At 71.6% G+C, this 25,705-nt stretch carries 23 protein-coding genes; 15 read left to right on the top strand and 8 right to left on the bottom strand.

Annotated elements, in window-relative coordinates; genetic code table 11:
• Window positions 1–6 precede the first annotated feature (6 nt).
• Window positions 7–1,452 carry an MFS transporter gene (locus tag AAH991_RS02145; RefSeq protein ID WP_346223763.1) on the bottom strand — a complete coding sequence of 482 codons (1,446 nt, stop codon included), beginning with the start codon at window positions 1,450–1,452 and terminating at the stop codon, window positions 7–9.
• A 286-nt stretch (window positions 1,453–1,738) separates the two neighbouring features.
• On the opposite strand from AAH991_RS02145, the gene AAH991_RS02150 reads away from it, so the two are divergent.
• Together AAH991_RS02150 and AAH991_RS02155 are read left to right on the top strand one after the other, a co-directional pair.
• Window positions 1,739–2,278, top strand: coding sequence for a DUF4396 domain-containing protein (locus AAH991_RS02150; RefSeq protein WP_346223764.1), 540 nt, complete (start codon window positions 1,739–1,741; stop codon window positions 2,276–2,278).
• Between the two features lie 110 nt (window positions 2,279–2,388).
• The gene (locus tag AAH991_RS02155; protein ID WP_346223766.1) at window positions 2,389–2,538 is read left to right on the top strand and encodes a hypothetical protein; all 150 of its coding nucleotides are present in this window, start codon (window positions 2,389–2,391) and stop codon (window positions 2,536–2,538) included.
• A gap of 192 nt (window positions 2,539–2,730) precedes the next feature.
• On the opposite strand, the gene AAH991_RS02160 is transcribed toward AAH991_RS02155, so the two are convergent.
• Window positions 2,731–3,552: a DUF2382 domain-containing protein gene (locus tag AAH991_RS02160; protein WP_346223767.1), complete on the bottom strand. Its 822-nt coding sequence runs from the start codon at window positions 3,550–3,552 to the stop codon at window positions 2,731–2,733.
• Between the two features lie 426 nt (window positions 3,553–3,978).
• Here AAH991_RS02160 and AAH991_RS02165 point away from each other — a divergent pair, with 426 nt between their 5' ends.
• Window positions 3,979–6,264, top strand: coding sequence for a heavy metal translocating P-type ATPase (locus tag AAH991_RS02165; protein ID WP_346223768.1), 2,286 nt, complete (start codon window positions 3,979–3,981; stop codon window positions 6,262–6,264).
• 72 nt (window positions 6,265–6,336) lie between these two features.
• Here the strand turns inward: AAH991_RS02165 and AAH991_RS02170 are convergent, their stop codons facing one another.
• Entirely contained in the window at window positions 6,337–6,771 is a 435-nt protein-coding gene (locus tag AAH991_RS02170; RefSeq protein ID WP_346223769.1) for a hypothetical protein, read from the bottom strand.
• Window positions 6,772–7,149: 378 nt separating this feature from the next.
• Here AAH991_RS02170 and AAH991_RS02175 point away from each other — a divergent pair, with 378 nt between their 5' ends.
• Window positions 7,150–7,743 carry a TetR/AcrR family transcriptional regulator gene (locus AAH991_RS02175; RefSeq protein WP_346223770.1) on the top strand — a complete coding sequence of 198 codons (594 nt, stop codon included), beginning with the start codon at window positions 7,150–7,152 and terminating at the stop codon, window positions 7,741–7,743.
• 79 nt (window positions 7,744–7,822) lie between these two features.
• Complete coding sequence (locus AAH991_RS02180) at window positions 7,823–9,001, top strand: aromatic ring-hydroxylating oxygenase subunit alpha (protein ID WP_346223771.1); 1,179 nt, start codon at window positions 7,823–7,825, stop codon at window positions 8,999–9,001.
• On the opposite strand, the gene AAH991_RS02185 is transcribed toward AAH991_RS02180, so the two are convergent.
• Window positions 8,979–9,311, bottom strand: a complete 333-nt coding sequence (locus AAH991_RS02185) for a YnfA family protein (RefSeq protein WP_346223772.1) — start codon at window positions 9,309–9,311, stop codon at window positions 8,979–8,981. The genes AAH991_RS02180 and AAH991_RS02185 overlap by 23 nt on opposite strands.
• Before the next feature lie 277 nt (window positions 9,312–9,588).
• Between AAH991_RS02185 and AAH991_RS02190 the strand changes: the two genes are divergently transcribed.
• The 8 genes from AAH991_RS02190 (at window position 9,589) to argG (ending at window position 19,707) form a co-directional block, all read left to right on the top strand.
• Window positions 9,589–13,761, top strand: a complete 4,173-nt coding sequence (locus AAH991_RS02190; protein WP_346223773.1) for a SpoIIE family protein phosphatase — start codon at window positions 9,589–9,591, stop codon at window positions 13,759–13,761.
• Window positions 13,761–14,066, top strand: coding sequence for an STAS domain-containing protein (locus AAH991_RS02195; RefSeq protein ID WP_346223774.1), 306 nt, complete (start codon window positions 13,761–13,763; stop codon window positions 14,064–14,066). The genes AAH991_RS02190 and AAH991_RS02195 overlap by 1 nt, the downstream gene beginning before the upstream one ends.
• A 205-nt stretch (window positions 14,067–14,271) precedes the next feature.
• On the top strand, window positions 14,272–14,460 hold the full coding sequence (locus tag AAH991_RS02200; RefSeq protein WP_346223775.1) for a CbtB domain-containing protein: 189 nt from the start codon (window positions 14,272–14,274) through the stop codon (window positions 14,458–14,460).
• 9 nt (window positions 14,461–14,469) lie between these two features.
• Window positions 14,470–15,210 (top strand): CbtA family protein, encoded by a 741-nt coding sequence (locus AAH991_RS02205; RefSeq protein WP_346223776.1) that lies wholly within the window; start codon window positions 14,470–14,472, stop codon window positions 15,208–15,210.
• A 10-nt stretch (window positions 15,211–15,220) separates the two neighbouring features.
• The gene (locus AAH991_RS02210; protein WP_346223777.1) at window positions 15,221–15,781 is read left to right on the top strand and encodes a histidine phosphatase family protein; all 561 of its coding nucleotides are present in this window, start codon (window positions 15,221–15,223) and stop codon (window positions 15,779–15,781) included.
• An 88-nt stretch (window positions 15,782–15,869) separates the two neighbouring features.
• Entirely contained in the window at window positions 15,870–16,697 is an 828-nt protein-coding gene (locus AAH991_RS02215) for an SDR family NAD(P)-dependent oxidoreductase (RefSeq protein ID WP_346223778.1), read from the top strand.
• A 331-nt stretch (window positions 16,698–17,028) separates the two neighbouring features.
• A complete protein-coding gene (locus AAH991_RS02220; RefSeq protein WP_346223779.1) occupies window positions 17,029–18,114 on the top strand; it encodes an ROK family protein in 1,086 nt (361 codons plus the stop codon).
• Window positions 18,115–18,258: 144 nt separating this feature from the next.
• Window positions 18,259–19,707, top strand: coding sequence for an argininosuccinate synthase (gene argG, locus AAH991_RS02225; RefSeq protein WP_346223780.1), 1,449 nt, complete (start codon window positions 18,259–18,261; stop codon window positions 19,705–19,707).
• A 337-nt stretch (window positions 19,708–20,044) separates the two neighbouring features.
• Here argG and AAH991_RS02230 read toward each other — a convergent pair whose 3' ends face one another.
• Window positions 20,045–20,941, bottom strand: coding sequence for an NAD(P)-dependent oxidoreductase (locus AAH991_RS02230; protein WP_346223781.1), 897 nt, complete (start codon window positions 20,939–20,941; stop codon window positions 20,045–20,047).
• 44 nt (window positions 20,942–20,985) lie between these two features.
• Between AAH991_RS02230 and AAH991_RS02235 the strand changes: the two genes are divergently transcribed.
• Complete coding sequence (locus tag AAH991_RS02235; RefSeq protein ID WP_346223782.1) at window positions 20,986–21,381, top strand: winged helix-turn-helix transcriptional regulator; 396 nt, start codon at window positions 20,986–20,988, stop codon at window positions 21,379–21,381.
• Between the two features lie 220 nt (window positions 21,382–21,601).
• Window positions 21,602–23,422: a glycoside hydrolase family 15 protein gene (locus tag AAH991_RS02240; protein ID WP_346224077.1), complete on the top strand. Its 1,821-nt coding sequence runs from the start codon at window positions 21,602–21,604 to the stop codon at window positions 23,420–23,422.
• A gap of 12 nt (window positions 23,423–23,434) precedes the next feature.
• Here AAH991_RS02240 and AAH991_RS02245 read toward each other — a convergent pair whose 3' ends face one another.
• Genes AAH991_RS02245 through AAH991_RS02255 form a run of 3 tightly spaced genes read right to left on the bottom strand, consistent with a single transcriptional unit; the run spans window position 23,435 to window position 25,664 of the window.
• The gene (locus AAH991_RS02245) at window positions 23,435–23,977 is read right to left on the bottom strand and encodes a hypothetical protein (protein ID WP_346223783.1); all 543 of its coding nucleotides are present in this window, start codon (window positions 23,975–23,977) and stop codon (window positions 23,435–23,437) included.
• Window positions 23,978–24,004: 27 nt separating this feature from the next.
• Complete coding sequence (locus AAH991_RS02250) at window positions 24,005–24,805, bottom strand: STAS domain-containing protein (protein WP_346223784.1); 801 nt, start codon at window positions 24,803–24,805, stop codon at window positions 24,005–24,007.
• Window positions 24,795–25,664, bottom strand: coding sequence for an MEDS domain-containing protein (locus AAH991_RS02255; protein ID WP_346223785.1), 870 nt, complete (start codon window positions 25,662–25,664; stop codon window positions 24,795–24,797). Before AAH991_RS02255 ends, AAH991_RS02250 begins: the two co-directional genes overlap by 11 nt.
• Between the last annotated feature and the right edge of the window lie 41 nt (window positions 25,665–25,705).

The following is a 25,705-nucleotide window of genomic DNA, read 5'->3' on the forward strand; positions in this document are numbered from 1 at the left end:
AGGTCCTCAGTGCGCGTGCGGCCCTGCGACGTGGTGTGGTCTGCCGCGTGGGACCAGGACCAGGGTGACGAGGACGCCGAGAGCGGCACTGACGGCGCTCACGATGAAGGCGGTGCCGAAGCCGGTGATCGTGCCGGTCTCGATGCCCGTGGCTGCGACGGTGGAGACGACGGCGACGCCGACCGACCCGCCGACCTCGTGGAAGGTGTTGACCACGCCGGACGCAAGCCCGGCTTCCTGGTGGGAGATGTAGCCGAGCGCGGAGGTGGTGGCTGCGACGAACACCGCGCCGAGGCCGGCCGCGGCCACGGCGAAGCCCGGGACCAGGACCGCCCAGACGCCGGCCTCGGCGGACAGGCCGGTGAGCAGCCAGGCGCCGGCGGCGGCGAGCGCCAACCCCGCGGCGGCGATCGGACGGCTGCCGGTGCGCCCGATGAGACGACTGCCGACATGCGCACCGATGCCGGTGGCCACCGCGACGGGCAGGAACATGAGACCGGTGCCGAGGGCGCTGTATCCCCGGGCGTGCTGCAGGTAGACGGAACCGAGGAAGAAGAAGCCGATCAGCAACGCGCTGGCGACCAGCATGAGGAATGCGCCCGCGAGGACGGGACGCCGGGAGAGCATGCGCACGTCCATGAGCGGCGCGCGAACCCGCCTTTCCACGATCGCGAACCCGGCGTACAGCGCCAGGGCGGCGATCAGCGCCACGAGCGTCGTGGTCCCACCCCAGCCGGCGTCGCCCGCTTCGACCAGTCCGTAGATGAGGGAGGCGGTCGCCCCGGTGACCAGCAACGCCCCGAGCAGATCGATCCGCCCCCGCCGAGCGTGGCGTGCCGGGGCCGGAACGGTGAACGGCAGGGCGATCAGCACCACGACGCCGACAGGGACGTTGATGAAGAACACCCATTCCCAGCCGGGGCCGGCCGTTATCGCGCCGCCCAGGATGACTCCCGCCGCCGATCCGATGCCGCCCAGAGCGGCCCAGACGCCCAGCGCTTTGTTGCGCTCAGCTCCGTGGAAGGCGGTCGTGACGATGGACAACGCCGCCGGGGAGAGCAGGGCCGCTCCGACTCCTTGTGCAACACGACCTGCGATCAGCACTGGTCCACTCGCGGCCAGGCCCGTCCCAAGCGACGCGAGGGTGAAGACGGCGAGACCGGCCAGCAGGGTCCGTCGCGCGCCGAGCGCGTCCGCGAGCCGGCCGCCCAGCAGCATCAGCCCTCCGAAGCAGAGGGTGTAGGCGGTGACCACCCACGTGAGCGTTTCGCGGTCCAAGTGAAGGCCGGCGGTCATGCTGGGCAGCGCGACGTTCACGACGGTGACGTCGAGGATCAACATGAACTGGGCCAGGCAAACCAACGCGAGGGCCGCCCAGCGGCGCCGGTCGGGTGGGGTCTCGGGATGGGCCTGCACGTCATGCGGATGGCGAGCAGAGACGGGATGGCTCACGAGCGACCTCCGGAAGGGGACGTGAAGGCTGCACGACGAACCCGAGCGCACCGGATAAGTCGAACATGCGTGTACGGCTTAGCGTAGCCCAATAACCCGAACAATGATGTACGACTTCGAGTGGCGGTGGATCGCCGCGATGAATCGGCAGGCCCGGCCTCGCCCGGTCGGCGGCGGCGACTCACGGCCGCCGCTTCGCCCGGGCCCCGCTTGCGGTCTTGCCAATACCCCCTAGGGGTATTACCCTCGGGGGCCAGCGAGGCTACCCACACGGGTTGGAGTTGTGATGACCGAGCGGCACCACCACGACCAGATGGAGCGCGAGTCCGGCGAGCACCCGCCGACCACGGATCACGCAGCCCATCCGCATCACGGCGCGGCCGGAACGAGAGCGTCCTGGCGGACGGCTGCGTCCGCGACGCTGCACTGCCTGACCGGGTGCGCCATCGGCGAAGTGCTGGGCTTGGTGATTTCCACCGCGCTCGGCTGGACCACCGGCCTGTCCGTCGCCTTGGCCGTCGTGCTCGCCTTCTTCTTCGGCTACCTGCTGACCCTGCTCCCCCTCCGCAGGGCTGGAGTGGGCTGGGGCAGCGCGATCAAACTGGCGCTGGCGGCCGATACCGTCTCCATCATCGTGATGGAGATCGTGGACAACGGCGTCATGCTCGCCGTCCCGGGCGCCATGACCGCTACCCTGACGTCCGCGCTGTTCTGGGGCACTCTGGCGCTTGCCCTGCTCGTCGCCTTCCTGGTCACCACGCCGATCAACAAGTGGATCATCGGCAAGGGCAAGGGACACGCCGTAGTCCACGCCTACCACCACTGAGCAGCGGTGTGCGCGGCGTGTGCCCGCCAAGAAAAATCAGGGCCGGCGTTCGGCGAGCTCGCCGGCGGCGCGTCGCCAGGCGGCGGGCGCGGCGGGCCAGAGCGATCACGATGGGGACGGTCTACTACAGCGCCGCGGACGAGCACGTGCGCCGCCTGCTGGCCGAAGGCCTGTTCCACGCCGATCACATCGACCGCGGCGAAGACCACGACCAGGAGCCGCCGGCCGCTGCGATACGGCCCGCCCGCGCCGCCTCCTGACACAGGCGGCCGGACCGCCCCCGCGATCAGCGTTGGCGGCGCGTGCCGGCGTCGCCGCCGTCCACGAGCTTCGCGGTCCGGCTCTTCCCCCGCTGTTCCCCCTGCCGTGTGGCCGGGCACGCCGTTGCCCCGGCGGCGCTGGAGCTGCACCGGGGCAACGGAGCCGGTTGAGGAGCGGAAAGGGGGACGAGCTCAGCGGGTGGAGCCGTAGCCGTCGCCGGATCCGTAGGCGCGGCCGGTCTCGTCGGCGTCGCCCTCGACGTCGATGCGCTCCTTGCGGACCTCGCCGCCGACTCGTTCCTGGTCGGTCACCTGGTCCTTGGTCATGCGGACCCGCTCGACCGGCACGGCCCGCTTGTCGACCACGGGGCGCTCCTCGTGCAGTGTCATCTCGTGCTCGGAGCCGGTGATGTCCGGGCCGCTCAGTGCCTCGTCCCGGTTGGCGTCGGTAATCGGCTCACGCTCGATCCGTACCTTCTCCCGGGTCACGGGTACGTCGACCTGCTCGTGCTCGGTGACCACGTACTTGCGCAGCCGGGCCTGGCCGGTCCGGTGCCGTTCGGTGCCGACCTGCAGCTGCTCCTCCGAGCGGGTCATCGCGTCGTCGCCGATGCCCAGGCGCTCGCGCTCCCGGCGTCCGCCGGTGTCGGCCCAGCCGGTCTCACCCGGCTGGTTGGCGCGCTTCCAGGAGGAGTCCCAGTCGATGTCGTAGTAGCGGTACAGGCGCCGCTCCTGCTCGGGCGGCAGGTGCCCGTCGGCGTCGAGGTCGACGTCGGGGGCGTCCTTGATGCGGTCCTTGTCGTAGGGGACTTCGACGTGGTCGGCCACCAGGTCCGCGTCGCGCAGCGGGACGAAGGTCTCCTTCATGTTGAACAGGCCGCTCTTGACGCACAGCCATTCCGGCTGCCCGGTGGCGTCGTCGAGGAAGACGTGCTTGACCTCGCCGATCTTGTCGCCGTTGAGGTCGTAGACCGGGTGGTCGAGCACCATGGGGATCTGCTCGTGAGTGATCACGTGCTTCTCCTTGCGTTGTCGCTTGATCGGTCCTTTGCCGACATACCGCTCACTTGAGGATGGAAACAATTTCTCTAGACATTTTTCGGGACATCTCGGCCTACACTCCGCAGGCGTTCGCCGTCCTGGCGCGACTGCCGGCGACCCTCGCCGTGCTGGTCCTCGCACCGGTCCTCGGCTTGACGTCGCTGGCCGGCATGGCAAGCGTGACCACGAACCCGGCACTGGCGGTGTCCCTCGGCCTGGCCGTCTTCGCGCCGCGTTCTCCCTCGGCCTGCCGCACCCGCGGCTCGCTGCCGCCGATGGACGGAGATGTGCGGGCCGTTGGGCTCTATCGGCCGAAAGGGGCTGGACGTTCGGATGGAGGGGAGAACCATCGTCGCCCCTGACGTCTGGAGGCCCTCCATGTGGCGTTTCCTCAGTGCCGTGGATGATCGGGTGCTCGAGCGGGTGTTCCTGGCGGTGACCGGTGGTGCGCTGGTCGGCGGCGGTGTGGCCTGGATGGCCGGGGCTTCGGGGGTCGCGGACGGGTTCTGGACGGCGGGGACCGCGGTGGCCGTCGTGCCTTCGGTGGTGTGGGTGTTCGCCGCCCTGCGGAAGCGACGGGCGGGTGTCGACCTGATCGCGGCGCTGGCGCTGGCCGGGACCCTGGCGGTCGGGGAGTACCTGGCCGGAGCCTTGATCGCGGTGATGCTGGCCACCGGTCGGGCGCTGGACGCGGCGGCGGAGCGCCGGGCGTCGCGTGACCTGCGCGCGCTGTTGGAGCGTGCGCCGCGCTCCGCCCGCCGCCGCAGCGGCGGCGACGTGGTCGTCGTCGCCCTGGCGGAGGTGCGGGCGGGGGACGTGGTGGTGGTCGGCCCGGGCGAGGTGGTGCCCGTGGACGGCCGGGTGCTGACCGGACCGGCGATGCTGGACGAGGCCGCGCTGACCGGGGAGTCGGCCCTCGTCGAACGCGGTATCGGCGAGGCGGTCCGCAGTGGGGTGGTGAACGCCGGCGGTGCGGTCGACGTCGAGGCGACGGCTACCGCCGAGGACAGCACCTACGCGCAGATCGTCCGGCTGGCCGAGCAGGCGGGTGCGCAGCGGGCGCCGGTGGTGCGGCTGGCCGAGCGGTACGCCGCCTGGTTCCTGCCGCTGTCCCTGGGGGTCGCCGGGGCGGCGTGGTTGATCAGCGGCTCTGCCGTGCGGGCGGTGGCGGTCCTGGTGGTGGCGACTCCGTGCCCGCTGCTGCTGGCCGCTCCGGTCGCGATCGTGTCGGGGCTGTCGCGGGCGGCGCGCCAGGGCGTCATCGTCCGGGACGGTGGCGCGCTGGAACGGCTGGGGCGAGCCCGCACTCTGCTGCTCGACAAGACAGGCACGCTGACCACGGGCCGTCCCCGGGTTCTGCAGGTGGCCGCCGCTCCGGGCCTGACACCGTCGCAGGTGCTGCGGCTGGCGGCGTCACTCGACCAGATGTCCGCTCACGTGCTGGCTGAGGCGATCGTCGCGGAAGCGCGAGCCCGCGGCTTGGCGCTGTCGGCCCCCCGGGAGGTGACCGAGGAGCCCGGCCGCGGCGTGACCGGCACGGTGGGCGGACAGCGCGTGAGCGTCGGTAAGACGGTGATACCCGTCGAGGCCCGTCCCGGCTGGGCTCGCGCCGCCGACAACCGGGCCGCCTTGGACGGCGCCGCCGTCGCCTGGCTCACCGTCGACGGAGTGCTGTCCGGCGCGATCTTGCTGCTGGACCCGTTGCGTCACGATGCTCCCCGTACGCTGCGACGGCTGCGCTCGGCGGGCATCGACCGCCTGCTGATGCTGACCGGCGACCGCGCCGAGCCCGCCCGTGAGGTGGCCGCGGTGGTCGGGCTGGACGAGGTACGGGCCGAGCAGTTGCCCGCCGACAAGGTCGCCGCGGTCAGAGCGGAAACCCCACGGGCGGTGACGGTCATGGTCGGCGACGGCATCAACGACGCCCCGGCGTTGTCGGCGGCCGACGTCGGGGTGGCGATGGGAGCGCGCGGGTCCACCGCCTCCTCCGAGGCCGCGGACGTGGTGCTGGTCACCGACCGGGTGGACCGGCTCGCCGACGCCATGGAGATCGCGGTGCGCACCCGGCGGATCGCCGTACAGTCGGCCGCGGGCGGCATGGCCATGTCGCTGGTGGCCATGGCGGCCGCGCTGCTGGGCTGGCTGCCGCCCGCGGCCGGGGCGCTGCTGCAGGAGGGGATCGATGTGGTGGTGATCGTCAACGCGCTGCGTGCCGTGCTGCCCCGGCGAGGCGCCCGGCCGGTGCTGGAGCCGGCCACCGAGGACCTGATCCGCCGATTCGCCGCCGAGCATGACGATCTCGCCGACGTGCTGGACGCCGTGCGTGACGCCGCGGGCCTGCTGGCGACCGAGCACGGGCCACGGGTGCTGGGCGCGGTGCGGGAGGTCGACCGGTTGCTGACCGAACGGCTGCTGCCGCATGAGTACGCCGAAGAGCATGAGCTCTACCCGGCGCTGGCCGATCCCCTCGGCGGAGTAGAGGCGACCGCGACCATGAGCCGGGCCCACAGCGAGATCGATCGCCTGGCCCGCCGGATCGCCACGCACGTGAAAGTCGCCGACACCGCCGGCCAGTTGCGGCCCGAGCAACTGGAGGATCTACGCGCCTGCCTGTACGGGCTGCACTCGGTGCTGCGGCTGCACTTCGTGCAGGAGGAGGAGAACTACTTCTCCCTCGCCCCCTGACCGCCGGGGGTGTGGGACGTCAACGCTGTTCGCATGCCAGACGCCCGAAGGCGCGACCGATGATCTGTGTCCTCACTTCGTCCAGACGGCTTTCGCTCCGCTGTGGCCCGCTGCCACAACCGCGACAGTGCTTCCCACCCCGCCGACCAGAGCCAGGACGGTCAAGGCCACTGCTGCCGCGATCCGCCACCATGGCCTGGGACTCGACGGTTTGCCCGGCGCCCGGCCGTTCCGCCCGGTGACGTAGGTCCGGGCACACGTGGCGACGACGGCCAGCCACAGGACGATGACGAACGGCAGCACCAGCTCACCCAGCCCGGCATGCGCTTCGACGAGCTCGCTCTCTCCGACCTGTTCCTCCAGCGTCTCGCCGCTGCTGACCGTCAGAGGAACGGCTATCAGCCCGATCGTGGCGACGAACAGCACTGCCGGCCACAACCGGCGCGCCGCCGCGGGCCACAGGGCCATCAGGATCGTGCCGAGCGCGGCCAGCGGAACGAACGCCACGACGGCATGAGCGAACAGTGGGTGCAAGGGCAGACCCAACACCACGCCCCTCCATCTCCCCGGCCCGGCTCACGACCCGGTGCGGTACCGAACTCCCCCGGCGCACTCACGGATCGCGGCGTACCCGTCGAGGCGATCGGTAACGGCCGGCCACTTAAAGCCTCTGACAGGTGAACGAAGACAATCCGGGCAGGAGGTCTACTTCTCGATCACGGTTCCCGGGCCGGACGGCGGGGAGTCGTACGATCTGAACCTCAGCGCTTCGCTACTCGGCGGCGGCTGGTGCTGAGGACGGCAGGGCCGCCGGCCTCCCCCTGACGACCAGGCCCTGGAGCGCTTCGTCGGTGGGACCTTCCTGCCGCTACTAAGGTTGTGGACGTGAGCCCGAGGCCGGTGCGCGCGGTGGACGCAGAGGAGAAAGTCGACCGGCAGGCGCGGATCCTCGAGGCGGCGCTCCGGCTGCTGTCCCTGCAGGGCATATCCGGAGTCAGCATGCGTGCCGTCGCACGTGAGGCCGGGGTCTCGCTGGGGCTGGTGAACTACCACTACGAGGACAAGACGAGCCTGATCCGGGCGGCCCTGCACCGCATCGAGGAGCAGGACATCGCGCTGGTCGAGCCGGACCTCACCCTGGAGCCGGAAGAGCGGCTGCGGGCCGCGCTGAAGCGGGTGGCCGACCCGGAGTTCCTGACGACGGAATACCTGTCCCTGCGCCTCCAGCTCTGGGCGCTCGCCCAGGCCCACGAGGACTTCGAGCGGATCAACACGGCGGCCCAGAAGCGCTACCGCGCCGGGCTCGCCGCCCTCATCCAGGCGGCCCGCCCCGGGCTGTCGCCCGGCGAGTGCGCCGAGCGGGCCGCCGACGTCGACGTCATCCAGAACGGCCTTTGGCTCACGGCCCTGCTGGGGCTCGACCGCGACTCGATCGGCAGGAGCGTCCGTCGCTGTGAGGAGATAGCGCTCGCCGACTGACCGTCCGCGACCACGACGGTTCTGAACGAACGTTCAGAAGCATATTGAACGATCGTTCAGGCGCTCGTATGCTCCCACCATGGCACCAGTCACGATGGCCGACGTACGCCGCGTCGGCGCCGGTTTCCACCCTGACCCCGGACGGTCGTTCTCGCTGCGGTCGGAGGCGTACACGGACCCGCGGTGGCTCGAGGCCGACGTCCGCGCGATCTTCGCCCGCACGTGGCAGTGGGTCTGCCACGTGGAGAAGGTCCGGTCACCCGGCAGCTACGTGTCGGCCACCGTGGCCGGCATGCCGATCGCGGTCGTGCGCGATCGTGACGGAGCGCTGCGCGCCTTCTACAACGTCTGCAAGCACCGCGCCCACGAGCTGCTCACGGGCTCGGGCACCACGCGCACCATCGTCTGTCCGTACCACGCGTGGACCTACGGCCTGGACGGGCAGCTGAAGGCGGCCCGCCGCGCCGACAGGATGCCGGACTTCGACAAGAGCGAGATCTGTCTCGACCAGGTCCTGGTGGAGGAGTTCGGCGGCTTCGTCTACGTGAACCTGGACCCGGGCGCCGCGCCCCTGGCCGAACAGGCCGGGGACCTGGCGGCCGAGATCGCCAGGTGGGCCCCCGACGTGGCCGAGCTGACCCTCGCGAAGCGGTTGACCTACGACATCGCGTCCAACTGGAAGAACGTCATCGACAACTTCCTGGAGTGCTACCACTGCCACGTCGCCCACAAGGAGTTCGTCGACCTCGTCGACATGGACACCTACGAGGTGAAGACGCACGGCATCTGGTCGAGCCACTTCGCCGAGGCCGGCAAGCAGGAGAACGCCGCGTACGACGTCGCGGGCGCGTCGGTCACGGAGCACGCGGTCTGGTGGCTGTGGCCCAACACCTGTCTGCTGCGCTACCCCGGCCGCGGCAACTTCATGGTCCTGCAGGTGATTCCGGCCGGCCCCGACCGGACCCTGGAGACCTGGGACTTCTACTTCGAGACGCCCGAGCTCATGGACGCCGAGGTGGAGGCGGTGCGGTACATCGACGAGGTGCTGCAGCAGCAGGACATCACGATCGTGGAGAGCGTCCAGCGCGGCATGAACACCCCGGCCTTCGATCAGGGCCGCATCGTCTACGACCCGGCCGGCTCGGGGCTGTCCGAGCACGGCGTGCACCACTTCCACGGTCTCGTGCTCGACGCCTACCGGTCGTGGGTGGAGGGGACCGCCGCCGGGACACGACTCAGCCGCGCGGCGCGTACATGATGACCAGGACACCCAGCAGGCAGACGGCCGCCCCGATCAGATCCCAGCGGTCGGGGCGGAAGCCGTCCACCACCATGCCCCAGACCAGCGAGCCCGCGACGAACACCCCTCCGTAGGCGGCGAGGATCCGGCCGAAGTGGGCGTCCGGCTGGAAGGTCGCCACCAATCCGTAAAGGCCCAGGGCGACGATCCCCGCCCCGACCCACAGCAGCCCGCGCTGCTGTCTCACTCCTTGCCAGACGAGCCAGGCACCGCCGATCTCGGCGAGCGCGGCGACGACGAACAGCAGGAGAGAACGCGCGACGGTCACGGCTGCGACTGTAGAGGAACGGTCACGGTCTCCCGCTTCGGCGGCGGCCGTGGAGGACCCGCCCGCTCAGGCCGGCGGCAAGCGTGCGTCTCGTACCGGGATGCGACTCCCCAATGTGCTTTCTATGGTGGTTCATCCCTGTTCCTTCGGCAGAGGTATCCTGCTGCGCACTGTCACCGACTTCCCCCGGACATCGGCGGGCCCGCCGCGTGGCAACGGCACGGTACGGGAGTCCGGCGCGGGTGAGCTGGGCTCGGCGTGAACGGAGGGGTGTCGAGTGACGCGCTGCGAGGACGCTGAGCAGCAGCCGCGGGCAGCGGCCGGGGCCGGGGTGTTCGCCGTCGACGACGAGATCGGCCGGGACCTGGCGGCGGTGGACTGGGCGGCGACGCCCCTGGGGCCGCCGGACGAGTGGCCGCAGAGCCTGCAGACGGCGGTGAGCATCCTGCTGTCGACCCGGTTCTCCATGTGGATGGCGTGGGGGCCGGACCTGACCTTCTTCTGCAACGCCGCCTACCGCCGCGACACCCTGGGCCGGAAATACCCGTGGGCGCTGGGCCGGCCCGCCAGCGAGGTCTGGGCGGAGATCTGGGGCGACATCGGCCCGCGGATCGAGAACGTGCTGGCCACGGGGAAGGCGACCTGGGACGAGGCGCTCCTGCTGTTCCTCGAAAGGGCCGGCTACCCGGAGGAGACGTACCACACGTTCTCCTACAGTCCCCTGCGGGACGACTCCGGCGCGGTGGTCGGCATGCTGTGCGTCGTCAGCGAGGAGACCGAGCGGGTCATCGGCGAGCGGCGCATGGCGACCCTGCGGGACCTCGGCTCGGATCCCAGCGTGGTCCGCACCGAGCAGGAGATGCTGGCCTTCGCCTGCCGGCAGCTCGGCCGCAACCTGCATGACCTGCCGTTCACCCTGACCTACCTGTACCAGGAGGGCGGCGGCGCGCGGCTGGCGGGGGTCACCGGGATCGCCGCCGGGCATCCGGCCGCCCCCCTCACCCTGCCGGCCGACGATCCGGACGCGATATGGCCCTCGACGAGGCTGGCCCGGGGAGAGCCGGTGCTCGTCCCGCTCGACGGCGCCGCGTACGCCGGTCTCCCGTCCGGAGACTGGCCGGAGCCGCCCGTACAGGCGCTGGTGGTGCCGCTGCTCCAGCAGGGCAGCGCGCCGTACGGGTTCCTCGTGACCGCGCTCAACCGCTACCGCCGCATGGACGACGCGTACCGCGGGTTCATCGAGCTGGCCGCGGGGCACGTCGCGGCGGGCGTCGCGAGCGCGCGCAGCTACCAGGCCCAGCAGCGGCGGGCGGAGGAACTGGCCGAGCTCGACCGGGCGAAGACGGTCTTCTTCTCCAACATCAGTCACGAGTTCCGCACCCCGCTGACGCTGATCATGGGGCCGGTGGAGGAGCTGCGGGGCCGTCTCCAGGACGCCGACGCGCAGGTGCGCGAGGAGCTGGAGGTCATCCGCCGCAACGGGCTGCGGCTGGGCAAGCTGGTCAACACCCTGCTGGACTTCTCCCGCATCGAAGCCGGCCGGATGCAGGCCAGCTACGAACCGGTCGACCTGGCCACGGTCACCGCCGAACTGGCCAGCCTGTTCCGCTCCGCGATCGACAAGGCGGGGCTGGAGTTCCGGGTCGAGTGCTCTCCGCTGGGCGAGCCGGTCTACATCGACCGCGGCATGTGGGAGAAGGTGGTGCTCAACCTGCTCAGCAACGCGTTGAAGTTCACCTTCGAGGGCTCGATCGGCGTCGAGGTGCGCGGGGAGGGCGCCCACGCGGTGGTGACCATCACCGACACGGGCATCGGCATCCCCGCGGCGGAGCTGCCGCGACTGTTCGAGCGGTTCCACCGCATCGAGAACGCCCGCTCGCGGTCCAACGAGGGCAGCGGCATCGGGCTGGCCCTGGTGCAGGAGCTGATCGGCCTGCACGGCGGCACGATCACCGCGGACAGCACCGAGGGCGAGGGCACCCGGTTCACCATCCGCCTGCCGTACGGCGCGGCGCACCTGCCCGAGGACGCGATCACGACGGCCGGCGCCGGCGCCACCGGCACCGTCGCCGACCCCTACGTCGAAGAGGCCCTGCGCTGGCTGCCCGCGGACGACCGGGGCGAGCCCGCCGGGACCGCCATGGAGATGGTGTCCCACGAGGGCCTCGCGGCCCGCTCGGGGGACACCGCGGCCCAGGCGCGTGTGCTGGTCGCCGACGACAACGCCGACATGCGCGGCTACCTCGTCCGTCTCCTCGAGGGCGCCGGCTACCTGGTCAGCACCGCGGGCGACGGGATGGAGGCCCTGGACGCCATCCACGCGGACGCCCCCGACCTGGTGGTCAGCGACGTGATGATGCCCCGCCTGGACGGCCTGTCCCTGGTCGCGGCGCTGCGGGCCGATCCACGCACCGCGACCGTGCCCGTCGTGCTGCTGTCGGCGCGGGCGGGCCAGGAGGCGTCCATCGAGGGACTCCAGGCCGGGGCCGACGACTACCTGGTCAAGCCCTTCGCCGCCGCGGAGCTGCTCGCGCGGCTGCGGGCCACCATGGACATGGCGCGGCTGCGCCAGCACCAGGCGCGCTGGCGTACGGCACTGGTGAACTCGTTGCAGGAGGGGTTCTTCGTCTGCGACGAGGACGGCGCCGTCGTCGAGATCAACAAGGCGTTCACCGACATCCTCGGCTACGGCCCCGAGAACCTGCCCTACACGCCGATCCACCCCTGGTGGCCGGACGCCGCCGGCGATCCCGAGGCCCACCAGCAGGTCGCCGACGCGTTCAGCGGCCTCCTCGGCCCCGGGCAGGGCAGCTACACCATCCCCGTCACCCACAGCGACGGGCACCGGCTGTGGGTCAGTGTCACCTTCAACCAGGCGCAGGACCCCGACACCGGACGCCGTGTCGTCGTCGGCACCCTTCGCGACGTCACGGCGGAGCACTACGCCATCCAGCGCGAGAGCGCCCTCGCCTCCCTGAGCACCAGCCTGTCCCAGGCGGGGAGCCTGTCCGACGCGCTGAGCGGCGCGCTGGAGGAACTGCGGAATCTGTGGCGCGCGAAGTCCGTGCTGGCCGCCGTCTTCGGCCCGGGCGACGAAGAGCCGGCCCTGACCACGACGGACCCCTCCGTGGACTGGCAGGGGCTGCCCGCCGGACGCCGCCGGACGCTCGCCGGCATGCCGCAGCGGCCGCTGCTCACCCCGGTCGCCGAGCGCGACGGGGTCGGCGTCCTCCTGGAGCACCCCGACGGCCCGATGGCGCTGTGGGTCGACCTGGGCGACCGGTCGTTCACCGCCGAGGACCAGCTGCTGCTGTCGCTGCTGGCCGGGCGGCTGGCCCAGGGACTGGTCCGCGCCCACCAGATCGACCAGCAACGCGAGACCGCGATCGCGCTGCAGCGCGCCATCCTCGGCCCCGCCCAGCTGCCCGACGGGTTCGCCGTACGCTACGAGCCCGCCACCCGGCCCCTGGAGGTCGGCGGCGACTGGTACGACACGATCGCCCTGCCGGGCGGACGCATCGGCATCGTCGTCGGCGACTGCGTCGGACGCGGGGTGGAGGCCGCCGCCGTCATGGGACAGCTGCGCAGCGCCTGCCGCGCGCTGCTCCTGCAGGACGACAGCCCGGCCCGCGTGCTCATGGCACTCGACCAGTTCGCCGCCGGTGTCCCCGGGGCCCGGTGCACCACGGTCTTCTGCGGGGTACTCGACCCGGAGACGGGGCACCTGTCGTACTCCAGCGCGGGACACCCTCCGGGCATCCTCGCCCATCCCGACGGCAGCACCGGCCTGCTCGACGGCGGACGGTCCGTTCCCCTGGCCGTCCGGCCGGGCGCGACGCGTCCCGAGAGCGAGACGGTCATCCCCGCGCGTGCCACGCTCATGCTCTACACGGACGGCCTGGTCGAGCGTCGCCGCCGTCCGCTGTATTCGGGCATCGACCAGGCCAGTCAGGCCGTCCAGGACGGCAGGAACGTCGCGGTCGACGACCTCGCCACGCAGGTGATGATCCGCCTGGCGCCCGCCGACGGCTACGACGACGACGTCGCTCTGCTGCTCTACCGGCACCCGGCCCCGCTGGAGATGACGTTCCCCGCGGAGTCGTCGCAGCTCGCGCCCGTTCGCAAGGCGCTGCGGAGCTGGCTCGGCCAGTGCGACCTGCCGGCCCAGATCGTGCAGAACGTCCTGGTCGCCGCCGGTGAGGCGTGCGCCAACGCCATCGAGCACGGCCATCGCCACACTCCCGGCGACATCGTCCGCCTCCGGGCCGAGGCGTCCGTCGACAACCTGCGCCTCACCGTCGCCGACACCGGCCGCTGGAAGGCTCCGCAACCCGAGGTGAACACCCACCGCGGCCGCGGCGTCGCCCTCATGCGCGCCATGATGCAGCAGGTCACCATCACCCCGGGCCCGTCCGGCACCACCGTCGACATGCAGATGAGGATCGCCTGATGACCACGCCGCTCACCCTCACCCCCGGCCATGGCCCTGACGGCGCCGCCCTGCTGACCGTCGCCGGTGAGATCGACATGAGCAACACCGACACCCTGGCCGCCGCCCTCGACCGCACGCCGGGCCCCGTCGTCCTCGACCTGAGCTCCGTCGAATACCTCGACAGCGCGGGACTGAGCGTCCTGTTCGCCCACGCCGACCGCATCACCCTCATCGCCAACCCCCTGCTGACCCCCGTCCTGACCATCTCCGGGCTCGCCGACCTCGCCGACGTCAGGGACGGTGGTGGTCCCGGCGTCCGTTGAGGCGGTCGGCGGGCAAATCGGTGAAGGGTTGACGCGAACGGGAGGAAGGGATACGTTCCGGTAGATTTCACGATCGTCCAAGGGAAATCCGGTGAGATGCCGGTGCGGACGCGCCACTGTATCCGGGACGCAGATCCCGGGAGCCAGGTCGCTTGGGCCTTCGTGACCTCGCATGGTGGGACGCGTCATCCCTGAGGAGGCCTGTATGAGTGGAATGTCCACTCCTTCTGTCATCCCGATCCCTCGGCTGAGGCTCTGGCTGCTTGCCGTGCCGGTGCTGCTGCTGATCGCCTACCTGGTCCTGATGGACAACGGGGCGATCTCGCAGACCGGCGCCTATCTGCACGAGCTCATGCACGACGGGCGTCATCTGCTCGGCGTGCCCTGTCACTAGGCGCGGGGCGTGGTACGCACCCTGGTGGTCAGGGGCCTGCTTCTGGGCCTGCTGGCCGGCTTCGTCGCGGGCGGTTTCGCCTTCGCCTTCGGCGAGCCGCGGATCGAGAGCGCGATCGCGCTGGAGGAGGCCCACGACGCGCACGACGCGCACGGTCACGACCACGGCGAGGAGGAGATGGTCGGCAGACCGGTGCAGAAGGCCGGGTTGTTCCTCGCCACCGGCCTGTACGGGCTCGCCGTGGGAGGGATCTTCGCCCTCGCGTACGCGGGACTGCGCGGACGGGTCGGCCCTCGGTCGGAGGGCGGGCTGGCACTGGCCGCGGCCGGGACGGCGTTCGTGGCGATGATTCTGGTGCCATTCGTGAAATATCCGGCCAACCCGCCGGCCGTCGGAGACTCGGAGACGATCAACAGCCGCACCGTGCTCTACGTGGTGATGGTCCTCGTCGGGCTCGCTTCGGCGGTGATCGCGGTTGCGACCGCGCGCAGGGTCACCGCGGGACCCTGGGCACGGTGGACCGCGGCGGTGGCGGCGTTCCTGGTCCCGGTCGTGGCCGCCTGGACTCTGCTGCCCACCGTCGACGAGGTGCCCGAGGGCTTCCCCGCCACCTTGCTGTGGCAGTTCAGGCTCGCGTCGCTGGGGACGCAGCTGGTCTTCTGGGCGGCCTTCGGCGTGCTGTTCGGGTGGGTGAGCGACCGGGCGGCGCGTCGTGCGCGGGCCGTCCCGGCCGCCGCCACGCCGATCTGAGCCGGGCACGGTGCTGCTCGTCCGGCACGCCACCACGCCGGAGACGCGGGCGGCCCGATTCCCCCTGCCCGATCGGGACGCCGACCCGGCGAGCCTGGCGAGGGCCGCCGCCGCCCTGGCTCCGATGACGGCGGGCTCGGCCGGATGGACAGGGCCCGCCGTCGCCGCGCGCCAGACCGCCGCCGCCATCGGATTGGAGGCGCGGGTTGCGCCCGCGCTCGCCGAGGTGGACGTCGGGCGGTGGCGCGGCCTGCCGTACGAGCGGGTCGCGCGGGAGGAGCCGGACGCCCTGGCGAGCTGGCTGACCGACCCGCACGTGGTTCCGCACGGCGGTGAGAGCCTGACCGCGCACGCCGGGCGGGTCGCCCGCTGGCTCGACCTGGTGCGCGCGGAGCCGGGGGTCGTCGCCGTGTGCGACGCGGGCACGATCCGGGCGGCCATCGGCCATGCCCTGGGGCTCGATCCGCTGGGCGCCGCCCTCTTCGATCTCGCGCCGCTGTCGGTCACCGAGTTGCTCGCCACGCGGGACGGCTGGCGGGTCGCCTACGTCAACAGGAAGGCCCCGCAGTGAGCCGGCGGTGAATGCGGCGAGCCCGGCGAGGACGGTGGTCACCCCACGGCACGGGCTACTCGCCGGCGTGCTGGGCAGTGTCGTCCGCATGACTACCCAACACACACTCACCTGGTTCGTGACCGGATCATCCCGCGGCCTCGGGAACGTGTGGACGCGGGCGGCGCTGCGGCGCGGTGACCGCGTGGTCGCGACGGCCCGGGACGTCTCCGCCCTGAAACCCCTCGCCGACGAGTTCGGCGACGCCGTCCTCCCGCTGTCGCTCGACGTCACCCACCGGGAGGCCGCCTTCGCCGCGGTGGCCCGCGCGGTCGAACGCTTCGGCGGCATCGACGTCGCCGTCAACAACGCGGGGTACGGCCTGTTCGGCGCGGTCGAGGAGGTGACCGAGGCCCAGGCGAGACAGCAGCTGGAGACGAACCTGCTCGGCGCGCTCTGGGTCACCCAGGCGGTGCTTCCCGGCATGCGGGAGCGCGGGCGGGGCCACATCCTGCAGGTGTCGAGCATCGGGGGCGTCGCGGCGTTCCCCATGCTCGGGCTGTACCACGCGTCGAAATGGGGCCTGGAGGCGTTCAGCGAGTCACTCGCCCAGGAGGTCGCCTCGCACGGGATCCGGGTGACCATCGTCGAACCCGGGCCCTACGGCACCGACTGGAGCGGTTCGTCGGCCGTCCACACCGAGCCGATCCCCGCGTACGACGACGTCAGGGAGGCGCGCCGGGCCGGCGCGGCGGGCAGGACCCCGATCGACCCCGAGGTCACGGCGGAGGCGGTCCTCGCGCTCGTGGACGCGGAACGGCCCCCGCTGCGCCTGTTCCTCGGTGGTTTCTGCCTGCCGATCGCCGAGCGGGTCTACGCCGGACGGCTGGACACCTGGCGGGAATGGCGATCCCTCTCCGAGTCGGCCGACGGCTGACTTCGGCCGGGCGCCTGCCGAAAGGCGCCCGGTGTCTCCCGCGGGCCCGCCGAGTTCCGCCGACATGCGCGAATGCGATTTTTCGCGCCGGACGTGCGCGGGATCCGGCCGGACTTCTTCCCAATCCTTCTTCCGATGAGTGAGTACGGCGGATTTCCGGCCGGGCCGGGAGTTTCGCGCGGATGATGAATGAGGCGTCACCCGATGAGAAACTTGGGATGTGGAGACTTCGGTGCCAGGGCGAGCGGAAACACGGCTCCAGGCAAAAATCCTTACGCGATTGCGGGACGCCGGTCCGCAATCTCGCATTCAGCTGTCGGAACACTTCGAAGTGTCACGAACGACGATCGGGACCGAACTCGGCCGGCTCGCGGCACTCCGGCTCGTCGAGGAAATCGGACCGGCCGCCTCACGCGGAGGCCGCCGTTCGACCGTCATCGATCTCGCCGGTCGCGTCCGGTTCGTCGGCATCGCCATCGGCGCGACCTCCGTCTCCACCGCGGTCACCGATGGCCGGCTGCGCGTTCTCGCGTTCGAACGCACCGAATGCGACGTGCGCCGGGGACCTGAGCCGGTGCTCGAACTCGCCGTGGAACAGAGCCGCCGGCTGCTCCTGAAACTGGGAGTGGACAGGCCGCTGGGAGTCGGCGTGGGCGTGCCCGGCCCGGTGGACTTCTCCCGCGGTATCCCGGTGTCGCCGCCGATCATGCCGGGGTGGGACGGTTATCCGGTCCGCGATCTGCTCGGCGGGCGGTTCGATTGTCCGGTTTTTTTGGACAACGATGCGAATGTAATGGCGCTGGGCGAACAACACGCCGGTGCGGCGGGCATCGTGGAGAACTTCCTGTTCGTCAAGGTCGGCACGGGCATCGGCTGCGGAATCGTGGCCAAGGGTGAGCTCTATCGCGGTATGGACGGGTGTGCGGGAGATATCGGCCACATCCCGGTCGCCGATTCGGACGCCGTCTGCGCGTGCGGCAACACGGGATGCCTGGAGGCGTCCTTCGGCGGCGACGCGCTCGCTCGCGACGCCCTCGCCGCGGCCCGGTCGGGGCGCTCGCCCCTGCTGCGGGAACTGCTCGAACGCACCGGGACGCTGACCGCCGCCGATGTGGGCGAGGCGGTCGGCGCCGGGGACGCGGCGTCCGTCCAGATGGTGCGCGACGGCGGACGGCGGGTGGGCGAGGTGCTGGCGGGCCTGGTGTCGTTCTTCAACCCGAGCCTCATCGTGCTGGGCGGCGGGCTCACGCTGCTGGGCCACGTCCTGCTCGCCGAGATCCGCGGGGCGATCTACCGGCGCTCACTGCCGCTCGCCACCAGGAACCTGCCGATCATGATGAGCGAACTCGGCCCGCAGGCCGGCGTGATCGGCGCGGCCAGACTCGTGAGTGAGGAGGTCTACGGGGTCGCCGGGTGACCGGGGCCCGCATCAGGGCACCCGCACCCCCGGCACCTTCGGCGCACGCGCCCCCGGCACTCGTACCCCAGGACCCGGGTCGCCGGCGACATCCCCTACACACCGGATTGCATGATCATGCATTCCCGTGTATATATTCTAGTCGTGTCCAAGGTGCTCACTTCTCTGCCTGTCGGCGAGCGTGTCGGGATCGCCTTCTCCGGTGGCCTCGACACTTCGGTAGCGGTCGCGTGGATGCGGGAGAAGGGTGCAGTGCCGTGCACCTACACCGCAGACGTCGGCCAGTACGACGAACCTGACATCGTCTCGGTGCCGGGGCGTGCCACCGCGTACGGCGCGGAGATCGCCCGGCTGGTCGACTGCCGGGCCGCCCTGGTCGAGGAGGGGCTCGCCGCCCTGGCCTGCGGGGCGTTCCACATCAGGTCCGGCGGCCGCACGTACTTCAACACCACGCCGCTCGGGCGGGCCGTCACCGGCACTCTCCTGGTGCGCGCGATGCTCGAGGACGGCGTGCAGATCTGGGGGGACGGCTCCACCTTCAAGGGCAACGACATCGAGCGGTTCTACCGGTACGGCCTGCTCGCCAACCCCTCGCTGCGGATCTACAAGCCGTGGCTGGACGCCGACTTCGTCAACGAGCTCGGCGGGCGCAAGGAGATGTCCGAGTGGCTGCTCGCCCACGGGCTGCCCTACCGGGACAGTGTGGAGAAGGCCTACTCCACCGACGCGAACATCTGGGGTGCGACGCACGAGGCCAAGTCCCTCGAGCACCTCGACACGGGCATCGAGATCGTCGATCCCATCATGGGCGTGCGCTTCTGGGACCCCGCCGTCGAGATCGCGACCGAGGACGTCACGATCGGCTTCGAGCAGGGGCGTCCGGTGACGATCAACGGCAAGGAGTTCCCCTCCGCCGTCGATCTGGTGCTGGAGGCCAACGCCATCGGCGGCCGGCACGGCCTGGGCATGTCCGACCAGATCGAGAACCGGATCATCGAGGCCAAGAGCCGCGGCATCTACGAGGCGCCGGGCATGGCGCTGCTGCACGCGGCCTACGAGCGGCTGGTCAACGCGATCCACAACGAGGACACCCTCGCGGCCTACCACAACGAGGGGCGGCGGCTGGGCAGGCTGCTCTACGAGGGCCGCTGGCTGGACCCGCAGGCGCTGATGCTGCGCGAGTCGCTGCAGCGCTGGGTCGGTATGGCGGTGACCGGCGAGGTGACCCTGCGGCTGCGGCGCGGTGAGGACTACTCCGTGCTGAACACATCCGGACCGGCGTTCAGCTACCACCCGGACAAGCTCTCCATGGAGCGCACCGAGGACTCGGCCTTCGGCCCGGTCGACCGCATCGGGCAGCTGACGATGCGCAACCTCGACATCGCCGACTCTCGCGCGAAGCTGGAGCAGTACGCCAGGCTCGGCATGGTCGGCACCCAGCAGCCGGCCCTGATCGGCGCGGCGCAGGCGGCCTCGACCGGCCTGATCGGCGCGATGGCCGAGGGCGGGGCCGAGGCGATCGCGTCTCGCGGCGAGGCTCCCACGGAGGAGGAGCTGCTCGACCAGGCCGCGATGGAGCTCGGCACCGACTGAGGCCACGACGTTCGCCGAGGGCGCCCGGCATGCCGGGCGCCCTCGGCACGTCCTCGCCGATCGCCGTGACCACGGGGATCGGCGGGATCGGCCACCGCGCGGGCAGGCGCCCCGTCCTCGCGCCTGCGATTCCGCCCCGCCAGACGCCCGGTTATCGCCGTGGGCTGCGCGCGATTGAGGTGATCGCTCGGACGGCGCTGTTGCGTTCAGCTTCCCAGGAGCCCGTTGATCGCCGGGGGCGGCGCGATTGCGGTTCCCCCCCAGCGCCCGGTGATCGCTCGGACGGCGCGATTGCGGTTCGTTCCCCAGAGGCCTGGTGCTCGCCGGGGGCGGCGGGTCAGACGTGGACTCGGGGATCGAGGATCTCGGTGATGCGGATGAACCCGTCGGCGCCGTGGCCCTGTCCGATCACGCGGCGCGCCCAGCCCTCGGCCGCGCGCATCACGCTCGCGTCGATGCCGTGCGCCTCGGACACGTGGACGATGTGGGCCATGGACGAGGCCGCCGAGGTGATCGGGTTGCCCTCGCCGGGGAACGCGCCGCTGTCCACGTCCCGCGCCGCCTGCTCGAAGAGGGGCGGCAGGATCGCGCCGATGCCCTTGGCGAACGGCGCCAGCTCGCGAGCCGTCACCCCCTCGGCCCGAGCCACCGCGAGCGCGTGCGCGTAGCCCGCCATCGCGGTCCAGAAGACGTCGAGCAGCGCGATGTCGTAGGCCGCCGCGCGGCCGATCTCCTCGCCCAGATGGGTGTGCGTGCCGCCGAGGGCGTCCAGCACCGGGCGGTGCCGCCGGTAGAGCTCCTCCGGGCCGCTGTGGAGGAACACCGCGGCCGGGGTGCCGATGGTCGTGGTCGGCGTCATGATCGCGCCGTCGAGGTAGCCGATGCCGTGCTCGGCCGCCCAGGCCCCGGTGCTCCTGGCCCGGCCGGGCGTGTCGGCGGTCAGGTTCACGAGCGTGCGTCCCCGCAGCGCGCCGGTGACCGCGTCGCGCCGGAGGACGGCGTCCGCCGCGTCGTAGTTCACCACACAGATCACGGTCAGCCCGCTCGCCGCGACCGCCGCCTCCGGCGTGGGGGCGCTTACCGCGCCCCGCTCGGACAGCTCGCGATCTCTGCCCGGTGTCCGGTTCCAGACCGTGGTCCGGACGCCGGCGTCCAGGAAGGCGCCGGCCAGGGCCCGGCCCATCGGGCCCAGGCCGAGCACGGTGACGGCAGACTGGTCGGTGTGCTGGATCATGTCTCGACTCCATGACGATGAGAGAGTGCTGAACGGGGTGGACGATGACGCGTAGCCGTGCCCGGGACCGGGACGTCTGCGGGGTGACCGCCGCGATCGCGGTGATCGACGGCAAGTGGAAGACGATCCTGCTCTGGCTCCTGGAATCCGCGCCGCGTCGTCCCGGCGAGCTGGTCCGGCGGCTGCCGGGCCTCACCGAGAAGGTGCTGACTCAGACGCTCCGGGAGATGGAGGCCGACGGGCTGGTGCACCGCGAGGTGCACGAGGGCCGCCCGCTGAAGACCGTGTACTCACTGACCGAGTTCGGCCGTGAGCTGTCCCGGGCGCTGGCGCCGCTGTCCGACTGGGGACACCGCCGCCTGGAGAAGCTGGCCCTGGAGACGCCGGCCCAGGAGACGCCGGTCCCGGAGGAGCCGGCGAAGTCCCGATCGGTCTCCTGACACACCGCCGGCACCCCCGTTCCGCCTGAAAAGCCGGGCCGGCCCTCCTGCCGCCCGCAACCAAGCTTCACGCCGCCTCGGCAGCGCGGACAAGTACCCACAAAAAGGTGGGTAGGCCGCACACCTTCGGCAGCCGACACTTCTTTGCACAGTGCATACGTTCCCTTTGCGCGGGTAGCGCGGCCTTGTTCGCGAGATCGACCCCCGAGGGGGGAGCGTGGTGGCACTGCGGATCGAGGACTACGGGCTGCTCGGTGACCTGCACACGGCCGCGCTGGTGGGGCGAGACGGGTCGATCGACTGGCTGTGCCTGCCCCGGTTCGACGCGCCCGCGTGTTTCGCCGCCCTGCTCGGCGACGACCGGGCGGGATTCTGGCGCTTGGCCCCCGCCGCCGGCGGGCTCTGCACGCGCCGCCGCTACCGCGGCGACTCTCTCGTCCTGGAGACGGAGTGGGAGACTCCCGAAGGGTCCGTACGCGTGATCGACGCGATGCCGCCACGCGGCGAGGCGGCCGACGTGGTGCGGGTCGTGGAAGGCGTCAGCGGGCGGGTGCCGATGCGGATGGCGCTGCGGCTGAGGTTCGACTACGGGCACGTCGTGCCCTGGGTGCGGCAGCAGGACGGGCGGCTCGCGGCGGTCGCCGGTCCGGACGCCGCCTGGCTGGAGACTCCGGTGCCGCTCCGGGGCGAGGACATGACCACCTACGCCGACTTCGAGGTGGCCGCCGGGCAGCGGGTGCCGTTCGTGCTGACCTACCGGCCGTCGCACGAGCGCGTGCCGCGCTCCGTGGACGCGGAGAAGGCCCTGGCCGACACGGAGGCGTACTGGACGTCGTGGATGCGCGGCTTCCGATACCGGGGCCGCTGGGAGGAGGCCGTACGCCGGTCGCTGGTCGTGCTGAAGGCGCTGACCTACGCGCCGACCGGCGGCATCGTCGCCGCGGTCACCACGTCGCTGCCGGAACGGCCGGGCGGCCCGCGCAACTGGGACTACCGGTTCTGCTGGCTGCGCGACGCGACGTTCACGCTGCAGGCGCTGCTGGGCACCGGCTTCGTCGCCGAGGCCAAGGCATGGCGGGAGTGGCTGCTGCGGGCCGCCGCCGGAGACCCGGCCGACCTGCAGATCATGTACGGGATCGACGGCGCCCGCCGTCTGCCGGAATACCCAGTCGACTGGCTGGCCGGTTACGAGGGCTCGGCTCCGGTCCGGGTGGGCAATGCGGCGTCCGGGCAGTTCCAGCTCGACGTGTGGGGTGAGGTCCTCGACGGGCTGCATCTGGCCAGGACGGCCGGCATTCACGCCGAGGAGCCGGCCTGGGATCTGCAACGGGCGCTGCTGGACTTCCTGGAGGGCCACTGGGACGACCCGGACAACGGGTTGTGGGAGGTGCGCGGCGACCGCCGCCACTTCGTGCACTCCAAGGTCATGGCGTGGGCCGGCCTGGACCGGGCCGTGCAGGCCGTCGAACGCTTCGGCCTGGACGGGCCCGTGGACCGGTGGCGCGCGACCCGCGACACGATCCACGCCGAGGTCTGCGACCGCGGCTACGACCCCGGGCGGGGCACGTTCACCCAGTTCTACGGCTCCAGAGGGCTGGACGCCGCGCTGCTGCTGATCCCCCGGGTGGGGTTCCTGCCCTGGGACGACCCGCGGGTTGCGGGCACCGTCGAGGCGGTGCGGCGCGAGCTGTGCTCCGACGGCTTCCTGCTGCGCTACCGGCCGCGGGCCGACGGCGATGTGGACGGCCTTCCCGGCACCGAGGGAGCGTTCATCACCTGCACGTTCTGGCTCGCCGACGCCCTGTACGGCATCGGCCGCCACCGGGAGGCGTACGAGTTGTTCGAACGGTTGCTACGCCTCCGCAACGACCTCGGCCTGCTGAGCGAGGAGTGCGACCCCGCCACCGGCCGGCAGCTCGGCAACACCCCGCAGGCGTTCAGCCACGTCGGGCTGGTGAACTCCGCCCGTCACCTGTCCGGCGCCCGGCCCGCCGAGCACGTCGCGCGCGGCCGCGACCACGTCGGAAGCGGGCACTCGTGACGGCTCTCCGGTTCACTGCCACAGGAGCAGCACGGCGGTGAGACCGAGGCCCGCCGCCACGAAGCCGGCCGTCCTGGGCTGCCTGGCGGCCTCCCGGCGCGAGGAGACCACCAGTAGGGCGCCGATGGCGAGCGCCACCACGAGGTGCAGGCCGTACCACACGGGGATCGGCACCCGGGCCAGGAAGGTTCCGGACAGGAGGTCGTCGGCGGACCCGAAGCCGGCGAGTGCGCCGAGCGCGGCCAGGCCCAGCACCGGGAGCGCGTACCGGTACCGGCCGAGCAGTGCCCAGACGACGGTCCCCAGGGCGAGCAGTATCTGGAAGCGGTGATGCAGTTGCCGTGCGATCAGCCCGCCGTGGTCGTCGAAGCTGATGTCGAGGACCGAGTGGTAGGCGGCGGACATCGGGACGCCCCGCAGCGGCTCGTAGCCGCCGGTGTAGGAGACCGTCTCACCGCTCGGCACATAGGAGAACGCGAGGTAGACGCCGGTGAGCAGGACGAGCACGTACCAATGGATCAACATGTCGCCCAGCAACTGCCTCGCCCGATTCACCGCCACATTTCAGCAGATGCGGGTGTGTCAGGAAGGCGAAAACAGATGGGCCGCCTTCGCGGGCGTCTCCCGGGTCGTGAACGGAACCGGGCTGAGCGCGTCGAGGCGCTCGGCGAACCCGGCCGCGAGGCCGGTCAGGACCAGCATCCCGGCCGCCGTCTCCGACACGCGCTGGTGCGCCATGATCAGGGCGGTGATGCCGGTGCTGTCCCAGTAGGTCACCGCGGAGAGGTCGATCACCAGCCCCGGCTCCGGTGTGCCGGAGACGACCTCGCCGATCGCCGCCGTGATCTTGGGGGCCGCCTGCTCGTCGAGGGCGCCGTCCAGCTCCAGAACCGTGTGCGACCGGAGACGGCGCAGCCGTGGAGTGGCGGATGACGACGCGGGGCCGGGGAGGGCGAAGTCGGCCGTGGCGAGGGTGCCGTCCGGGCCGGAATCGATCGTGAACCGGTCCGACAGGTAGCGGGCGAGCCACAGCCCGTGCCCGTGCCTGACCGGCCACGCGGCGGTGTCGTGCCCCGACGAGCCGGGGTCGCCGACCTCGCACCGCAGCACGCCGCCGAGCTGCCGGATCCTCGCCCGTCCGGTTCCGGAGCCGTGGAAGACCGCGTTGGTGGCGAGCTCGTGGACGGTGAGCACCAGGTCCACGGACCGCCCGTGCGGGAGCCCGGCGTGGACGACGTGTGCCTGCAGCGTCTCCCGCAGGGGGTAGAGCGACCCGCGGTCGAACGCGTGGTCGAGGATCAGCACCGACGTCCCGGCGTTCCGATTTCCGCTGCCGGGGCCCGCGGCGACGGGGGAGGCAAGGTTGGCCGCGTCATCGCTCATGCGCGGTCACCAGGCTGATCCCGGGAATGCCCTGAGCGCCGAGCAGCACGAACCGCGGCACGATGGCGGGGTTGCACCGCAGGACGACCGTACGGGCCGGCGCGAGGCTCCGGGCCACGTCGATGATCGTCCGGGTGCAGGACAGGTCGATGAAGGACAGCTCGGCCATGTTGATCGTGAGGGGGCCGTCCGTCCTGATCGCCTCGCTCAGTGCCAGGGCCAGGGCGTCCTCGGCCGCGCGGTCGATCTGTCCCGCCATCCGGATGCCGGGCGGCGCGTACTGGCGGCAGATCCGCAGCAGCGGGTCGTCGTAGTAGGTGGCCGCGGCGACCGCCCGGGTGTGGAACGGGGAGACCGAGGCGAGGGTGACCGGGTCGAAGCGTTCCCGGTCGTACTGGCACAGGACCGACACGCTGCTGTCGGAAAGGACCGTCGCGATCTTCTCCTCGAAGGCGGGCAGCTGCTCCACACCGTGGACCGGCCGCAGCGCCCAGCCCATGTCGAGGGCCACCCGAAGGCCCGAGTAGCCCTCGCGTGAGGTCAGCTCGATCTGGGAGCTCAGCCATCCCATCGCGTGATCCACACTGAAGGCCTGTCCGGACAGCAGGCCGTCCTGAGAGGCGACGACGTCCATCCGTCCGTCGGCGGTGGCGGACCGCACGGCGATCCCGCGGCGGCTCAGCTCGGCCGCAGCTCCCTGGGGCTCCTCGCACAGCCAGACGACCCGCAGCCCTCCCGACAGCCCGTCACGCACGTACGCCGCGGTGAGGTCGAGCAGCTCTTCGGGCTCGCCGAAGGTCAGACACGCGTGATCGTTGATCGTCAAATCAGTGATCTGCACCTCGGCACTGACCGTCACCGCGCCACCATCCTCAGGCGGTCCCGCCGCCCACCGCCTCA

The sequence above is a fragment of the Microbispora sp. ZYX-F-249 genome (genome assembly GCF_039649665.1).
Lineage (GTDB): Bacteria > Actinomycetota > Actinomycetes > Streptosporangiales > Streptosporangiaceae > Microbispora > Microbispora maris.

Bases quoted from the DNA above. Each gene is read 5' to 3' on its own strand.
- AAH991_RS02195 (WP_346223774.1), top strand. From the start codon at position 13,761: ATGACCACGCCGCTCACCCTCACCCCCGGCCATGGCCCTGACGGCGCC.
- AAH991_RS02200 (WP_346223775.1), top strand. From the start codon at position 14,272: ATGAGTGGAATGTCCACTCCTTCTGTCATCCCGATCCCTCGGCTGAGG.
- AAH991_RS02235 (WP_346223782.1), top strand. From the start codon at position 20,986: ATGACGCGTAGCCGTGCCCGGGACCGGGACGTCTGCGGGGTGACCGCC.
- AAH991_RS02155 (WP_346223766.1), top strand. From the start codon at position 2,389: ATGGGGACGGTCTACTACAGCGCCGCGGACGAGCACGTGCGCCGCCTG.
- AAH991_RS02180 (WP_346223771.1), top strand. From the start codon at position 7,823: ATGGCACCAGTCACGATGGCCGACGTACGCCGCGTCGGCGCCGGTTTC.
- AAH991_RS02250 (WP_346223784.1), bottom strand. From the start codon at position 24,805: ATGAGCGATGACGCGGCCAACCTTGCCTCCCCCGTCGCCGCGGGCCCC.
- AAH991_RS02230 (WP_346223781.1), bottom strand. From the start codon at position 20,941: ATGATCCAGCACACCGACCAGTCTGCCGTCACCGTGCTCGGCCTGGGC.
- AAH991_RS02150 (WP_346223764.1), top strand. From the start codon at position 1,739: ATGACCGAGCGGCACCACCACGACCAGATGGAGCGCGAGTCCGGCGAG.
- AAH991_RS02215 (WP_346223778.1), top strand. From the start codon at position 15,870: ATGACTACCCAACACACACTCACCTGGTTCGTGACCGGATCATCCCGC.